We start from the raw sequence: 14,190 nt of genomic DNA on the forward strand, positions 1-14,190 counted from the left end.
TGGCCGCATCACAACAAAGGCCCTGTACATACAGGGCCTTTGTTGTTTCAGAACTTATCGCTGCGTCGCTCCAGCAGTATGGTATTGCGCCATACCCCGTGCAACTGGGCAATGCGATCGCGGTAACCGATTTGCCGGAATCCGTGCCGTTCTTGCATGCGTAGGCTGGTACTATTTTCGGAAAAGGTGGAGGATTGCAGGGTCCAGATGCCATTGGCCTCGCTCTCGACAATCATAGCCTGCATCAGTTGGTCGGCTATACCTCTACCCCTGTGGCGGGTGGCGATGTAAATACTAAATTCAGCCACACCGCGGTAACAAGCTCGAGAGGAGACAGGTAATAGCGCCACCCATCCCAGCACTTCATCCTTTTCGATGGCAACTATTCGGGTATGCGGCAAGTGGTTGCGATCCCATTCCTCCCAGGTGGGCACTTCGGTGTTGAAGGTGGAGTAGCCTGTCTTCAGGCCTTCGCCGTAGATGCGGAGCACCTCGTGGGCATGCTCCGGTTGCATCGGTACAAGCTGTATCATTGCTTATTTCCAGATCAGAATCAGGGTGCCACATAAAATTACGCCCATACCGAGCAGCAGGCGGGGTGTGAGCGGTTCGTTCAACAGAAAGTAGGAGAGGCCCACCGTTACCAGAATGCCTGCCCGGTCAATGGTGGCCACCACTGATACATCGGCTGTTTTAATGGCCTTAAAATAGAGTATCCAGTAAACGGCGGTGCAGGCGCCGGCCAGTATGAACCAGGTCAGCGTTTTGTTGTCGATGTGGCGGGCCGTTTTGAGACCGCCTGCGTAAAGCGCGTGCCCGAGTACCATCATAAACAGCACCCCCGTTCGTATAACCAAGGCCAGGTGTTCGTTGGCATTGTTATTCATACCCATCTTCGCAAACACCATTGCCACGCCCCCTGTGAGCATGGCAACAAGTGCGTATCCTAACCAAGATTCCATTATCCTAAAAATTTCAGGCTGCAATAGTACGATAGGTTTTATACTTTCCCGCTACCGCCGGCATTAATTTTTTATGCGCCTGCCAGCCTGCTCCTTTTTACTTCTTTGAGAGCTGGTTAGCGGCTCTTACCTGTATGATTTCCGCTTTCATGGCCTCCAGGTCCGTGCGGAATTTTCGGCTCTCCATCAACTCGTCCATAAACTGGCGGGCAAACTCTTTTCCGGCTTCTGAGTCGCTGGGATAGTGCACGCCGCGTGTCTCCCTGGAAAAGGCCATGTCGCTGGCAATACCCGCAAAGTGGTCTTTGTACTCCGGAAAAATGTAGCTCAGGATAAAAGCATGCACATAAGAAGTGGAAGCGTCTCCGCTTGGGTAGGAGGCGTGGCCCGGTGCTTCGAGGTTATCCAGGCGGCTATCCAGCTGGTATGGACGCGGGCGGTTAAAATCGGCTTTAAGGGAGAAAATGTAATACGTAGCGTCCTGGATCACGTTCTGGAGCACCCGTGAAGTGATAGGCAGCTTCTCTGGGTTGAACCACGGACCTAGATCACGCCCAATGTAGAAGAGGCTGCTAAGGTTTCGGGTATAGTCTGCATCAGCGGGGTTTGTGGTGAACGGGTCGAAGTATACGTTCGCCATGGTTTCGGTACGGTTAACGGCTTCGGCGTTGCGGGTCTTTTGCAGGTGCAGCAAAAAGTCGAGTTCGGAGCGGGTTTCGGCGGAGCTGTTGGCCGGGAAAGGCTTCAACTTGAATTTGCTTACCGGCACATCCACGTATACCGTGCGCAGCTTCAGGTAGGCACCTCGCTTGAAGTCAGCCTCGGGGAAGGTAATGTCGTCCAAAGAACGGATGGCCACGACTGACTTATTTTCCTTTGCTGCTTCTTTGCCGCCCTTAAAAACCATAGCCGTTTGGGCAAGTGCCGCTGTTTGCAAAGCCAGGCTGCAGAGTAAGGTCAGGGCTAAGGCGCGTAGGGCAGGGGTTTTCTTATGTTGCTTGCATGCATCTTTTGTGCAGGTCTGCTGCGTAGCAGCCTGCTGTTCTTGTGAGGTTTGGCTGTCTTGCTTCGCTTTCTGGTTTTCAACTGACTGTGGGGTTGCGAATTGATAAATCGGTTCCATAAGATGAATTGTTTAGATGTTTAAATTTCAAATTCATCAGGATGACGGGGAAGGAAATGAAAAGACGCAAAGGTTTGGAAATTTTTTGGATCAGGGATTTTGGGAGATGGGAAGGCAGAACTTTATGAATGATTATACCTCCCCTTCCCGAGTCAAGTTCGGGATCTTAGACTTTGAAGGGGCGACTTATGGCTACTGTTTTCTTTGTCATCCTGAAAGGATTTTGGTTAAAATAGAGAGCCTCTGCCCATTCCGATAGGGGATTTTCTGGCATTACCATCTCACATGTATAAGTGCTAAAGTTTTGGTTCCTGATACTCGCAAAAGCCCAAACTATACTAAAACCCTTTCCTATAATCTTATTACCTTAGCGTCACATTGCCGCTGGCAGCTGATAATAAGTAACTAAACACCAGACATAATAAACACCAGACATAATAAACCATACATGAGCACTGAAGTAAGAGCACTCGAACCGAAAGCCCTTTGGAATAATTTTGCAGACCTGAACGCCGTGCCGCGTCCATCCAAAAAAGAAGAGCGCGTGATCGCCTTTATGATGGAATTCGGTCAGAAGCTTGGCCTTGAAACCATTCAGGATGAAATTGGCAACGTCATCATCAAGAAACCCGCCACCCCGGGTATGGAAGACCGCAAGACGGTACTCATCCAGAGCCACGTGGACATGGTGCACCAGAAAAACGCGGATACTGATTTTGATTTCGACAAACAGGGCATCGACATGTATGTGGACGGCGACTGGGTGAAAGCCCGCGGCACGACTTTGGGAGCCGATAACGGCCTTGGAGTTGCTTCCATCATGACCTTGCTGGCCGCTAACGACATCGAGCACCCAGCCATTGAGGCGCTCTTCACAGTAGACGAAGAAACAGGTATGACTGGCGCGCTCGGCCTGAAAGGAGGGGTACTGGAAGCTGACATCATGCTCAATCTCGACACCGAAGACGACACTGAATTGACCATCGGTTGCGCAGGCGGTGTGGATATTAACGCAAGCGGAACCTACCAGCCGGAAAGTATAAACGGCGACATGAAAGGCTACAAGGTCAGTATCAAAGGCCTGACCGGTGGCCACTCCGGTATGGACATCTACCTGGGTCGCGGCAATGCCAACAAACTGATGAACCGTTTGCTGCATCAAGCTTCTGAAAAAGTTGGCCTGCGCATCGGCTCCATCGACGGCGGTAGCCTCCGCAATGCCATTCCACGTGAGTCGGTGGCGGTGGTCGCTATACCTGCAGGGGAGGCAGCTGCTTTCGATAAGTTTGTGGAGGAACTGACGGCAATCCTCAAAACTGAGCATGCTACCACAGATCCTAACCTGGCGGTAACGGTAGAGCAGGTAGAGGCTCCGGCGCAAGTGTTGCCAGCAGACTACCAGTCGAAACTGTTGCGGGCGCTTTATGCCTGCCACAACGGGGTATACCGCATGAGCCCGGATATCGAACATCTGGTACAGACCTCGAACAACGTAGCCCGTGTCCTGGTGCAGGACGGTAAGTTAACGGTACAGTGCCTCACTCGTAGCTCTGTGGACAGCGAGAAAATGGATCTGGCTGCTGGAATTAAATGCGCACTTGAGCTGGCTGGCGCTTCCGTATCACTGAGCGGCATGTATCCGGGCTGGATGCCTCGTCCGGGTGCGGGTATCGTGCAGTTGATGAGCGACCTGTATAAAGAGAAATATAACGGGGAAGCCCACGTGAACGCCTGCCATGCGGGTTTGGAGTGCGGCATCATCGGGGCAAACTATCCGGAGATGGAAATGATCTCGTTCGGACCAAACATCCGCGGCGCTCACTCACCCGACGAAAAAGTGCAGATAAGCTCGGTGCAGAAGTACTGGGATTTTCTGCTGGATACCCTGAAGCGTATACCTACGAAGGCGTAACCTAAATTCAAGTATATTTTTTAAAGTCCCTTTCAGGTAAAATCTGGGAGGGACTTTTTTTATGCCTATTTGCTCACCCGCATCACCCAATCCATTTCCCGATCTACTGCCTGCAGGGCGATCCTTGACTCCACTATCAGAAGCAGACTGGCATAGAACAATAGGCCGGCTCCTAGCAGGCTAAGCAGTGTAATGGCCCAGGCGTAGGGTAAGTTAAGCACGTCGAACAGGGCGATAGCGATGCTGGTGGCGACGAAGACGCCGAGGGTCAGGTAAAGGCTCGTCATGGCGCGTTGCAGCAGGCGGCAGCGGCGGGTGGCCCGCATCAGTAACTCCAGCAGAAAGCTTTTCTCAGCTGAGTCTGATTCAGAAATCGTTTCTTTGTTTGTGAGGGCGCTGTACTGGTCTGCCAGTTTGCGCACTCGTTCCATGCTACGGCTCAAGCGCTGGGAGGTAGTCAGAATAAGGGAGCCACTCGCCATGATCAGAATGGCCGGGGTGATCATGGCCGAAAGGATCGTGAGTGCTGCGGAGAGGTTGTCCATAAGTTATTAATTTGATTAAGCGACAGGCCACGCCATCATGGTGGTAACGGCATTAGCAGTTTGGCGGGTATCCTGTCGACTAAACTGCACGACCACCGGCACGTTAGATTGCAGCACACAAGAGTAAGGTGTGTCCAAAGGTATAGCCAGCGGGTCGATCAGGTCATTGAAGCGAACCTCTTTCATGCGCTGCGCTTCCACACAGATCGGGTAGGGGCCATGTGGGGGGCGGTCCTGGTAATAAATGGTTAGTTCGATGTCAGCTTCCTTGCCGGATGTGTTTAGGATGCTTAGGCGGTCGTGGCTGGTAAACTCAGGCTCTTTGCCATTGGTGCCAAAAGGGATGTGGCCACCGGGTATCACCCATAGCTTGCTGCCTATTTTTTGTGGTTTCATGTTATTAAGTTCTCTTAGCTTATTCAATGCCCATGAGGCGACGCATGTAGGGTGTCAGGAATACGCCATAGGGGTCCATCTCTTTCCGAATTTTCTGAAATTTATCCCAGTCAGGGTATAGCGGCTGCAGTTCTTTGGCTGTGAGCGTGTGTTTTTTCCCCCAGTGCGGACGGCCACCATACTCTCTGAAAATGGGCTCAATGTCTTTAAAGTAATCCCAAAAGGGAAGGCCTGCGTTGTGGTGCAGCGAGATCGTAACGGAGTCACCTTCGTGATAGGGACTCAGGTAGGCGTCGTCTGGAGCGATGGTGCGATAGAGTACACGCCAAGCCACTTCTTTGCGGTGTTTCTCCTTCACACGCTTTCGCACGGCCTCAAAACAGGCTGGTCCGTTTTCGGCGGGCAGGGCATATTCCATTTCGTCAAACTTGAGTGTCCGCTCACGGGGCAGCACCTCATGGCTCCATCCTTGTTCATCTTCAACGCAGGTGGCATAGGGTATGTCGTCGATGTCCTGGTCAGGTTCATTCAGGGTGCGGAGCTTGGCCAGATCGGAGCGGGGGTACCAGTAAAAGTCAAAATTGCGGTTGTTTTCTATCAGTTCGTCCAGATGTTCCATGCACTGCTCTATGTGCGTACACCATTCACGGCGATGCAGTTTAAAAGCTGGCTGCAATTTAAGTCTGATCTGGGAAAAGATCCCCAGCATGCCCATCGAAGTGCGCAGTGCCCGGATGAACTCCGGGTCATCTTCGATGTGCTTGTCGATGATATCTCCGGAGGCGGTAATTAACCGTGCCCCTATGAGCATAGTAGAAAGGTTCTGCAGTTTTTTGCCAGTGCCGTGAGTGCCCGTACCAATAGCACCCGATACGTTCTGCACATCCACATCACCGGTGTTGTGCATGGCCAGCCCTACTTTGTAAAGTTCCTGCCCGGCTTTGTGCACCTTCATGCCGGCATAGATGGTGGCTTCATTGGCTTCCTTATCGTGCGACACCAATCCCTGCATTTTGTCTAGTGAGATGAGCGTGTCCTCTGTTTCAATCAGGGGAGAGGAGGAGTGCTGGGCACCAGTTACGCGCACGTTGCGTCCTTCTTTGGCCGATTTCGCTACGACTTTGGCTATTTCCTTATCGCTTTTAGGGTGGAGCAACTGCTTTGGGGTGAAACACAGGCTGCCCGACCAGTTGGTCACTTCTTTTGCCATGCAGGTTTGATTTGCTATACCTGCACTTGTCGGACTATGCCTACAGGCGACAGGTATAAATTTCTGTTCTTTAACGACAGCACTCATTTCGGGTTTTGCCACCCCAAACAAAAAGGGCGCATCTTCTGCGCCCTTTTTGTTTGATTTTAAAATCTTCTAACTCCTAAACTCTCTAACTCCCAAACTCCTCAACTCCTAAGGTAAACCCTGAATTCTGAGCCTTTGCCTTGTTCGCTGTCGCATTCGATTCTACCATCGCTGTTCTCCACGATCCGCTTCACGATGGCCAGGCCCACGCCAGTGCCCTCTACGTGCGCATGCAGGCGCTTGAACATGGCAAATACTTTTTCCCGGTCTTCTGATTTCAGGCCAAGCCCGTTGTCTTTTACCCGGAACACGGTATAGGCACCTTCGCGGTAAGTGCTCACCTCAATCAGCGGCTGACGCTCAGGCGAGCTATACTTGATGGCATTCGACACAAGGTTGTAAACGATGCTGCGCAGGTTTTTACGTGAGAAAACCATTGCCGGCACCTCAGAAAAGTCTGTGTCGATCGTAGCGTCGTATTTGAGAATCAGGTCCTGAATGTTGAGTGTCACATCATCGATCAACTCCGCAAAGCGTACGCTTTCGATAGGCGTTTCATCCTGGTGCTGTAGCTTGGCAACTTCCGTCAGGTCCATCAGTGTGTGTTTGAACCGGCTGATGGCATCCTGTATCATGTTCATGATGATGTTGAGTTCACCGTGATCCGGCTCAGGGGTATTGAGCACCTCTCTTAGCGCAACTGCCAGTCCCTCAATGTTGTTGATAGGGGCTTTCAGATCGTGGGAGGCGGTATAGACAAAATTGTCCAGGTCTTTGTTCACACGGGTGAGTTCGGCGGTGCGGGCATTCACCCGTTCTTCCAGCTCGCGGTTGATCTCCTGCGTGCGTTTGTGGGCACGTTCTATTTCTTTCTTTTGCAGGTAAAAACGCACAAAGGCTGCCACTTTGGCTTTGGTGATGGCAGGGTGCAGGGGTTTGAAGAGAAAGTCCACGGCACCGGCCTCAAATCCCTCCATCACATGCACATCCTGCTGGTGAATGGCTGTTACGAAAATGATCGGAATATCCCGTGTTTTGGAAATGTCGCGCAGGTAGCGGGCTACCTCATAACCATTCATGCCGGGCATCTGCACATCCAGCAAAATCAGGGCAATCTCATCCTGCAGAGCTATTTTCAGGGCTTCCTCGCCTGAATTAGCAAACAGGTACTCGGTGTTGTCGCCATCTTCCGATAGCAGGCTCGCCAGGCTGACAAGGTTTTCTTCCCTGTCGTCCACGAGCAAAATCTTTACCGGGTGGGTAGGTGTAGGCAAGGTCGTAATTGGTAAGATATCGTGGTCAGTGTCCATGTAAGGTTAGCAAATAAGCTTGTATGCGCTCAACATTTAGGATACTACAGCCGGGTGTGCTCTGGATGGCTGCCAGCGGCATGGTAGAAATTTCCGCTTCGCCGGGGTGCTGCACAATGGCGGTACCCCGTTTGTCAAATATATACTTTAATCCCGAACTTCCATCCTTGCTGGCGCCACTAAGTAATATACCCACCGTATTTTTCCCGAAAACATCGGCTGCGCTGGAAAAAGTCACATCGATGGAAGGGCGGGAGTAGTTCTCCAGCTCAGAGTCATCGAGTGAGAAGGTATGGTCTTTTTCGAGCAGCACGTGGTAGTTGGCCGGCGCAATGTACACATGGCCAGACTCCAGCGGCGCTTTATCATCCACTTCCTCCGCCTTCAGCACCAGTTTTTTGTCGAAGAGTTCCTGCAGACTGCCCTCCTGGTTGCGCAAACGGTGCAGCACCAGCACGATGGGAATACTGTAGTCGGCAGGAAGGCCTTGCAGTATTTTCATCGACGCCTGTATGCCGCCCCAGGAGCCACCTATAACGATCAGTCGGGATGTGTCGTCCATCAGGAGTTTTTGCGGTATATGCGGTTGTTTTTGTCTACAAAGCTATACTTGCTGCTGATACCTGACATGGCCAGTGTCTCTTTTTTGCCAAGCGCCAGGTAGCCAAGGTCCACCAGGCTCTCGTCGAACAGTTGGTATACCCGCTCCTGCAGCGTGCGGTTAAAGTATATAAGCACGTTGCGGCACACGATCAGGTGAAACTCGTTGAAAGAGCTGTCGGTAGCCAGGTTATGCGGGTAAAACACCACGTTCCTGACAAGCGATGCGTTGAACTTCACACTGCCGTAGTTGCTGGTATAGTATTCTGCAAAATCGCGCTTGCCGCCTGCTGCATAGTACGCCGCGGTATAGGCCGTCATGTGCGTAGCAGAGAAGATGCCGTCTTTCGCCTGCCGCAATACCTTCTGGTTGATGTCGGTGGCGTAGATCTTGGTACGGCCCAGCAACCCTTCTTCCTCCAGCAAAATCGCCAGCGAAATGAGCTCCTCGCCGGTAGAGCAGCCCGCGTCCCATACCTTGATGAAAGGGTAGGTGGACAGGATCGGCAGCACATTCTCGCGCAGCGACTTGTAAAAAGTCGGGTCACGGAACATCTCCGTCACATTCACGGTGATCTCCTGCAGAAAATTCTCGAAGAAGAAACTGTCCGTGAACAGGAACTTGCGCAGGTCTTCGATGCTCTGCAGGTGCTTTTGGCCCAGAAACCGCTTGATGCGGCGGTACACCGAGGCCCGGGCGTAGCCACTGAAATCGTAACCGTAAGCTGTGTGAATTTCCCTGATGAGCGCCTCTACCTCCAGCTCAAACAATTCATTCTGCTCAGGCTTCATACAACCAAACCCGCATCAGGGTCAGTAATTTATCGGTATCTACTGGTTTAGGTATATAGTCAGAAGCACCGGCTTCTATGCATTTTTCTCTGTCTTCTTTCATAGCCTTGGCGGTGAGTGAAATAATCGGCAGTTGCTTAAAACGTAAATCCGCCCGGATTCGTTTTGTCGCTTCTATACCGTCCATTTCCGGCATCATTACGTCCATCAGCACCATATCTATACCTGTCTCCGTGTCAAGTTTTTCCAGGGCCTCTTTGCCGTCATAGGCTGCGACTACCTGCATGCCGTGGAGCTCCAGCAGACTGCTCAGCGAGTAGATGTTGCGCACGTCGTCGTCCACCACCAGTATCTTCTTGCCGCGCAGCACTTCCTCCGGCACGTGCAGCTTCATCTTCAACTCATTGCCCGGCGGCAGCTTCTGGTTGACTTTGTGCAGGAAGAGCTGCACCTCGTCGAGCAGGCGCAGGTATGAGTACTCGTTTTTGATGATGATCGTGTTGGCAAACTCTTTCAGTTTGGTCTCTTCGTCCTCACTCAGGTCTTTGCCAGAGTAAATGATGATCGGGATGTCACCGAGTTTGGTCTGCGACTTGATTCGCTTCATCCAGTCGTAGCCTTTCATGCCCGGCAGGTTCAGGTCGAGGATGATGCAGTCTACCTTTTGTTTCGCCAGCACCTTCTCGGCTTCTTCGGCGGAGTAGGCAGAGGTTGACTTGAGCCCATGGGCCAGCAGCAGCTCGGCCACAGCCTTGTTCTCGATCTCGTTGTCCTCCACGATCAGGATGTTCTCAATGCTGACTCCTGACTTGTTCACGATAGACCCAAAGGCTTTGTTCAGCATTTCAAGCGTTACTGGTTTCGGCAGGTATTCTTCGTTTTCAGCGTGCTCTCCAATTACCTCCTTGTCATAGGCCGACATCACATGCACGTTGATGTTGCGCAGGTTTTTGTCTTCACGCACTTTTTTGAGCACATCCCAACCCGTCATGTCTGGCAGTTGGATGTCGAGCAGCATGGCATCGGGCTTGTGCTCCATGGCCATGCGCAGGCCGTCGCGACCCGTGAAGGCCTGGTGCACCCGGAAGTTTTTGGCCTTGGCGAAGTCAGCCAGGATGTCGCTGAAGCCTTTGTCGTCTTCCACGATGAGTACACAAATGTCCTTTTTGTCTTCGCGCTCCATGTTCAGGAAAACCTGCCCCATGCTCTGGCTCTTTTGTTGCGCCGACGATGGACCAGCCATTGCAGCAGGCTGGGCAATAGATGGGGTATAGGCAGATGCCTGACGCTTCTCAGGTATAGCGGCACCATTTGCTTTACCGAACGGCACGCGCGGCAGGTATAACGTGAAGGTACTGCCCTTGCCCGGCTCACTTTCCAGCATCAGTTCGCCGCCCAGCAGGCTAGCAAGTTCCTTGCTGATCGTCAGACCCAAACCCGTGCCGCCGTATTTGCGGGTGGTGGAGGTGTCGGCTTGCTGGAAGGCTTCGAACACTACTTCCTGCTTGTCCTGAGCTATACCTATACCTGTGTCGCGCACGGCAAAGGCCACCACATCCTGTGACTCGCGCAGCAGTTCTGATTTGAAGGCAGGGCGCTCGGTAACCGGGTATACCTTGAACTCTACTTCACCGCCCTCGTCGGTAAACTTGATGGCATTGCCGATAAAGTTCTTCAGGATCTGCTCCAGGCGGAAGCGGTCGGTCACGATACTGTCGAAGGCGCCTGGCAGGTGGCGCTCTTTGAAGTTTATCTGCTTTTTGGCAGCCAGTTCCCTGAACATCGGCCTCATCGAAATGTCGGACAGCTTCAGCTCCTCTGTTTCCAACTTCACCATACCTGACTCGATCTTGGACAGGTCCAGTATCTCGTTTATTAGCCGGAGCAGGTCATTGCCAGACTTGTGGATGATGTGGGCGTGGTCGATCTGCTTGGTAGACAGCGTGTTCTCTGCGTTGTCGGCCAGCAGGCGCGACAGGATCAGGATACTGTTGAGCGGGGTGCGCAGCTCGTGGCTCATGTTGGCCAGGAAGTCGCTCTTATACTTGCTCACGGTTTCGACCTGCTGTATCTTCAGTTCAATCGCTTCGCGGGCATCCTCCAGGGCCTTGTTCTTGGCGCCCAGTGCCTCGTACTGCTCTTCCAGCAGTTGTGCTTTTTCTTCGAGCTCGGCGTTCTTTTCCTGCAACTCTTCCTGGTTCACGCGCAGTTCTTCTTCCGAGGCTTTCAGCTCGGCATTGAGCTGGCGCAGTTCCTCCTGCTGGGTTTCAAGTTCCTCAGCCTGGTTTTGAGTTTCGTAAAGCAGCTCCTGGGTTTGCAGGTGCGCCTTCAGGGTATGGATGAGCACCGAAATACGCTCGGAGGCGGAGTCGAGCAGGCGACGCTGTACCTCGGTATAAGGCGTGCGGGAAGCCAGTTCCAGCGCCCCAACGATGGTGTTGCCAAAGTAGAGCGGCATGATGATGACCGTGGCGGGTTCGATATCGGAAAGGCCGGTGCGGATGCGCAGGTATTCTTCCTGTACGCCTTCCAGCACCTTTACCTTGCGTTCCTGCACGGTCTGGCCCACGGTGCCGGTTCCGACTTCAAACACAGGCAGTTGCGCTTTGTTCTTTTGCAAACCATAGCTGGCCGCAGGCTCCAGTTTTCCCTTGCTGTTGTGCAGGTATAGCACACCCGCCTCAGAGTCGGTGTAATTGCAGAGGTAGGAGAGGGCGTGTTTGGATACGTTGTCGAGTGTGGACTCGCCCCCGATTAAGTTGCTGAGTTCGGCCACGCCCGTGAGCACCCAGTTGCGGTTGGCATTCTCGGTGGTGTAGGTATGCAGGTTGTCCTTCATGGTGCGAATGGACAGGCTGAGCGTATCTGCTTCGCTTTGTGGCTCCACATCCATGTCGTAGCGGCCCTCGCCTATGGCTTTGGTCACTTCCGAGAGCATCACCGTTTTCTTGACCACACCTCTAAACGAGGCCGCCACACTGCCAATTTCGTCGGTGCTGTCAATGTCGATCAGCACGTCGGTAGCACCCAGCCGAATGCGGTCGGCAGCGTTTTTGAGTTTGGCAAGTGAGCTGGAGATCAGGCTGATGATGTAGTACGACAGGAAGCCAACCAACAGCAGGATTGCCGCCAGGCTGGCAAACAGTATCTGCAGGTAGCGTTCTTTGCTCTTGCTCTCGGCTTCTACTCCTACTCTGATCTGGTCTATCAGGGCCACCTCGGCCGTACGCAGGGCCTCAATGTTGTTAGTGAAAAGGGTATAGACCTTGAGAGGCTGAAATCTGTTCAAGTCAGTCTCGGCATTCTCCTGAAACGTCTTCAATATGGCGTCGCCGCGTTTGTACTCGTCCGACACCACGATCTGCTGCACCACGTTCACGGCATCTTTTTCGCCATAGCGGTAAAAATCCCCCAGAGCGGCGGTATGTGCGGCATACTGTGCCATCAGCTGCGCATAGTCCTGGTACGAAAAGATCCCTTCCTGCAAGGATTTCATAAGCAGGCTGCGCATACGGGCCAGGTGTATTTTTGCCTCCGATAAACTCTTGAAGCTGATCAGCTGCTTGCTTATTTCGGCATTGTTGATGCCAATGGCGCTGGCGTCCATGCGGTTGAGCATGCTGAAAATAAAATCTGAAGAATAGCGTCGGAAGTCCTCCGGGTCAAGTTTGCCCTTATCGAGGTCGCTACGGTATTTTTTTAGGTCCTGCAGCATGCTAATGGCAGGGAAGTTGCGGTTGTTCTCGCTCAGGAAATTAGTTAACTCCAAACCGGCTGCATCCGTCAGTCCACGTTGGGCACGCGCATCGAGCATAAAAGCAGAGTCGCCGGCAGAGGCTGCCAGGATACGGGCCCTTTCCCGCTGGAAGGAATGAACCAGATCGGATATCTTTTCGGACTCGTTTAACTGCACCACCTCATTTTGCAGCTTCTCGTGGTCTTCGAGCTCGCGCTGCACGGTGGTAGCCACAAAATAAACAAGCGGAAAAAGGAGCAGTGCCAGCAGGAGGAGGAGTTTATCCCTGATCTTCAGGTTACGGATAATGTTCATCGAGTATGCGTAGGGTTAAGCAAGGGTGAATAAGAACCTGTTGAAAAGGCAAGTTAGGAAAACATAGTGAATTTTGGGCTCGGCTTGATAAAAAGCACAGGTTACTTATACCTGGGCTCAGCAGGATATGGAAGTGTTGTCAGGTGTCGGCCTTACCCCGGGAAATTGCCGGCATCTTTCAGTGTGTTAGGGGTGTTGGATCTTAGCGAAGGTATAACCGTTATCTCACCAGTCGATTCCAGAATCATCGCATCAATTCCCGACAGGTCTTCCTGGCCTCCGTTGCGTGCGGCAGAATTGATTTCCTCGATCGTAACACGTTCCCTTTTAAGCGCATCTTTCAGGAGTTCACCCTTGTAGAGCAGTAGCGTAGGCTGACTGGTTATAATCTGCTTGACTTGCTTGATGCGCACCGAAAGCCAGGTGATGAGGTACTGCAGGAAGATCAGTACGAAAAATGAGGTGACACCGTCGGCCAGCGCCACGCTTTTATTGAGCGAAAGCGAAGCCAACACAGAGCCTAAGGCTATTGTTACGATAAAGTCAAAGGCATTCATTTTGGAGAGCGTCCGTTTGCCAGAGGCTCTCAACAAAAAGATCATGGCAATATACCCCATGATCGTGACGGAGAAAGTTCTGATGATGCTTTCCCAACTATCAAAGAAGATGTTTTCCATAAGGCGCGAGTTCCTGCAGTTCAGGTATACGCCCTCTTTTACTGGATTGTGCTGTTGCGGTTACGGGAGAGCGGGAAATAGGAAGGCTGCTACCTGCTTCGTTTGATCATAAAGCCATTTTCCACTTTATCAAATCCAACTTTCGGGTAATAGTCCATGGCTGCCGGAGCCGAGAGCAATAGTAGCATGGTCTGGTCGCCTATTGTCTCTTTTGTCAGCGCGATCAGTTTCCTCCCGATTCCATCTTTCTGATATTCCTTCCGAACGGCAAGGTCTGACAGGTAGCAGGCATAACAGAAGTCGGTGAGTGAGCGGGCTATACCTACCAACTGCTCTCCATCCCAAGCTGACACGATCAAATTAGAATTGGCATACATCCTGGCAATGCGCTCGCGGTCTGCAGTCGGGCGGTTTATACCTGAACTGTTGTACAGGTCGATTATTAGCTGTGTGTCTGGGGTCAGGTCTGATCGGTAGGAGATGTTCACAGGGAGGGTTAGTAAATACTTGTTTGGAGCTTGTTTT

13 protein-coding genes are annotated in these 14,190 nt (G+C 52.2%); 1 reads left to right on the top strand and 12 read right to left on the bottom strand.

Annotated features, from left to right (window positions below; all coding sequences use genetic code 11):
• Positions 1 to 47 precede the first annotated feature (47 nt).
• The 3 genes from C8E01_RS10390 to C8E01_RS10400 all read right to left on the bottom strand — a co-directional run bounded on the left by C8E01_RS10390 (position 48) and on the right by C8E01_RS10400 (position 2,085).
• A complete protein-coding gene (locus C8E01_RS10390) occupies positions 48 to 533 on the bottom strand; it encodes a GNAT family N-acetyltransferase (protein WP_165820614.1) in 486 nt (161 codons plus the stop codon).
• A gap of 3 nt (positions 534 to 536) precedes the next feature.
• The gene (locus C8E01_RS10395; protein WP_116543281.1) at positions 537 to 962 is read right to left on the bottom strand and encodes an EamA family transporter; all 426 of its coding nucleotides are present in this window, start codon (positions 960 to 962) and stop codon (positions 537 to 539) included.
• A gap of 97 nt (positions 963 to 1,059) precedes the next feature.
• On the bottom strand, positions 1,060 to 2,085 hold the full coding sequence (locus C8E01_RS10400) for a phosphatase PAP2 family protein (RefSeq protein ID WP_116543282.1): 1,026 nt from the start codon (positions 2,083 to 2,085) through the stop codon (positions 1,060 to 1,062).
• Positions 2,086 to 2,533: 448 nt separating this feature from the next.
• On the opposite strand from C8E01_RS10400, the gene C8E01_RS10410 reads away from it, so the two are divergent.
• Positions 2,534 to 3,997 carry an aminoacyl-histidine dipeptidase gene (locus tag C8E01_RS10410; RefSeq protein WP_116543284.1) on the top strand — a complete coding sequence of 488 codons (1,464 nt, stop codon included), beginning with the start codon at positions 2,534 to 2,536 and terminating at the stop codon, positions 3,995 to 3,997.
• 65 nt (positions 3,998 to 4,062) lie between these two features.
• Here C8E01_RS10410 and C8E01_RS10415 read toward each other — a convergent pair whose 3' ends face one another.
• From C8E01_RS10415 to C8E01_RS10455, 9 genes are all read right to left on the bottom strand, one after another.
• On the bottom strand, positions 4,063 to 4,542 hold the full coding sequence (locus tag C8E01_RS10415) for a DUF2721 domain-containing protein (protein WP_116543285.1): 480 nt from the start codon (positions 4,540 to 4,542) through the stop codon (positions 4,063 to 4,065).
• Between the two features lie 15 nt (positions 4,543 to 4,557).
• Entirely contained in the window at positions 4,558 to 4,938 is a 381-nt protein-coding gene (locus tag C8E01_RS10420) for a sensory rhodopsin transducer (protein ID WP_116543286.1), read from the bottom strand.
• Positions 4,939 to 4,957: 19 nt separating this feature from the next.
• The gene (locus tag C8E01_RS10425) at positions 4,958 to 6,148 is read right to left on the bottom strand and encodes a D-arabinono-1,4-lactone oxidase (RefSeq protein ID WP_116543287.1); all 1,191 of its coding nucleotides are present in this window, start codon (positions 6,146 to 6,148) and stop codon (positions 4,958 to 4,960) included.
• A 188-nt stretch (positions 6,149 to 6,336) separates the two neighbouring features.
• Complete coding sequence (locus C8E01_RS10430) at positions 6,337 to 7,545, bottom strand: sensor histidine kinase (protein ID WP_116543288.1); 1,209 nt, start codon at positions 7,543 to 7,545, stop codon at positions 6,337 to 6,339.
• The gene (locus C8E01_RS10435) at positions 7,535 to 8,107 is read right to left on the bottom strand and encodes a chemotaxis protein CheB (RefSeq protein ID WP_116543289.1); all 573 of its coding nucleotides are present in this window, start codon (positions 8,105 to 8,107) and stop codon (positions 7,535 to 7,537) included. Before C8E01_RS10435 ends, C8E01_RS10430 begins: the two co-directional genes overlap by 11 nt.
• Positions 8,107 to 8,937, bottom strand: a complete 831-nt coding sequence (locus tag C8E01_RS10440) for a CheR family methyltransferase (protein WP_116543290.1) — start codon at positions 8,935 to 8,937, stop codon at positions 8,107 to 8,109. The genes C8E01_RS10435 and C8E01_RS10440 overlap by 1 nt, the downstream gene beginning before the upstream one ends.
• Entirely contained in the window at positions 8,927 to 12,988 is a 4,062-nt protein-coding gene (locus tag C8E01_RS10445) for a response regulator (protein ID WP_116543291.1), read from the bottom strand. Before C8E01_RS10445 ends, C8E01_RS10440 begins: the two co-directional genes overlap by 11 nt.
• Positions 12,989 to 13,140: 152 nt before the next feature.
• On the bottom strand, positions 13,141 to 13,665 hold the full coding sequence (locus C8E01_RS10450; protein ID WP_116543292.1) for a DUF421 domain-containing protein: 525 nt from the start codon (positions 13,663 to 13,665) through the stop codon (positions 13,141 to 13,143).
• Between the two features lie 89 nt (positions 13,666 to 13,754).
• Positions 13,755 to 14,153 carry a GNAT family N-acetyltransferase gene (locus C8E01_RS10455; RefSeq protein ID WP_116543293.1) on the bottom strand — a complete coding sequence of 133 codons (399 nt, stop codon included), beginning with the start codon at positions 14,151 to 14,153 and terminating at the stop codon, positions 13,755 to 13,757.
• Positions 14,154 to 14,190 lie beyond the last annotated feature (37 nt).

Origin of the sequence: Pontibacter virosus (assembly GCF_003096355.1) — a bacterium.
Classification (GTDB): Bacteria; Bacteroidota; Bacteroidia; order Cytophagales; family Hymenobacteraceae; genus Pontibacter; species Pontibacter virosus.

Excerpts from the sequence above, each read along its gene's own strand:
- C8E01_RS10390 (WP_165820614.1), bottom strand. The coding sequence starts at position 533 with ATGATACAGCTTGTACCGATGCAACCGGAGCATGCCCACGAGGTGCTC.
- C8E01_RS10410 (WP_116543284.1), top strand. The coding sequence starts at position 2,534 with ATGAGCACTGAAGTAAGAGCACTCGAACCGAAAGCCCTTTGGAATAAT.
- C8E01_RS10400 (WP_116543282.1), bottom strand. The coding sequence starts at position 2,085 with ATGGAACCGATTTATCAATTCGCAACCCCACAGTCAGTTGAAAACCAG.
- C8E01_RS10445 (WP_116543291.1), bottom strand. The coding sequence starts at position 12,988 with ATGAACATTATCCGTAACCTGAAGATCAGGGATAAACTCCTCCTCCTG.
- C8E01_RS10425 (WP_116543287.1), bottom strand. The coding sequence starts at position 6,148 with ATGGCAAAAGAAGTGACCAACTGGTCGGGCAGCCTGTGTTTCACCCCA.
- C8E01_RS10415 (WP_116543285.1), bottom strand. The coding sequence starts at position 4,542 with ATGGACAACCTCTCCGCAGCACTCACGATCCTTTCGGCCATGATCACC.
- C8E01_RS10440 (WP_116543290.1), bottom strand. The coding sequence starts at position 8,937 with ATGAAGCCTGAGCAGAATGAATTGTTTGAGCTGGAGGTAGAGGCGCTC.
- C8E01_RS10430 (WP_116543288.1), bottom strand. The coding sequence starts at position 7,545 with ATGGACACTGACCACGATATCTTACCAATTACGACCTTGCCTACACCT.
- C8E01_RS10395 (WP_116543281.1), bottom strand. The coding sequence starts at position 962 with ATGGAATCTTGGTTAGGATACGCACTTGTTGCCATGCTCACAGGGGGC.
- C8E01_RS10435 (WP_116543289.1), bottom strand. The coding sequence starts at position 8,107 with ATGGACGACACATCCCGACTGATCGTTATAGGTGGCTCCTGGGGCGGC.
- C8E01_RS10450 (WP_116543292.1), bottom strand. The coding sequence starts at position 13,665 with ATGGAAAACATCTTCTTTGATAGTTGGGAAAGCATCATCAGAACTTTC.
- C8E01_RS10420 (WP_116543286.1), bottom strand. The coding sequence starts at position 4,938 with ATGAAACCACAAAAAATAGGCAGCAAGCTATGGGTGATACCCGGTGGC.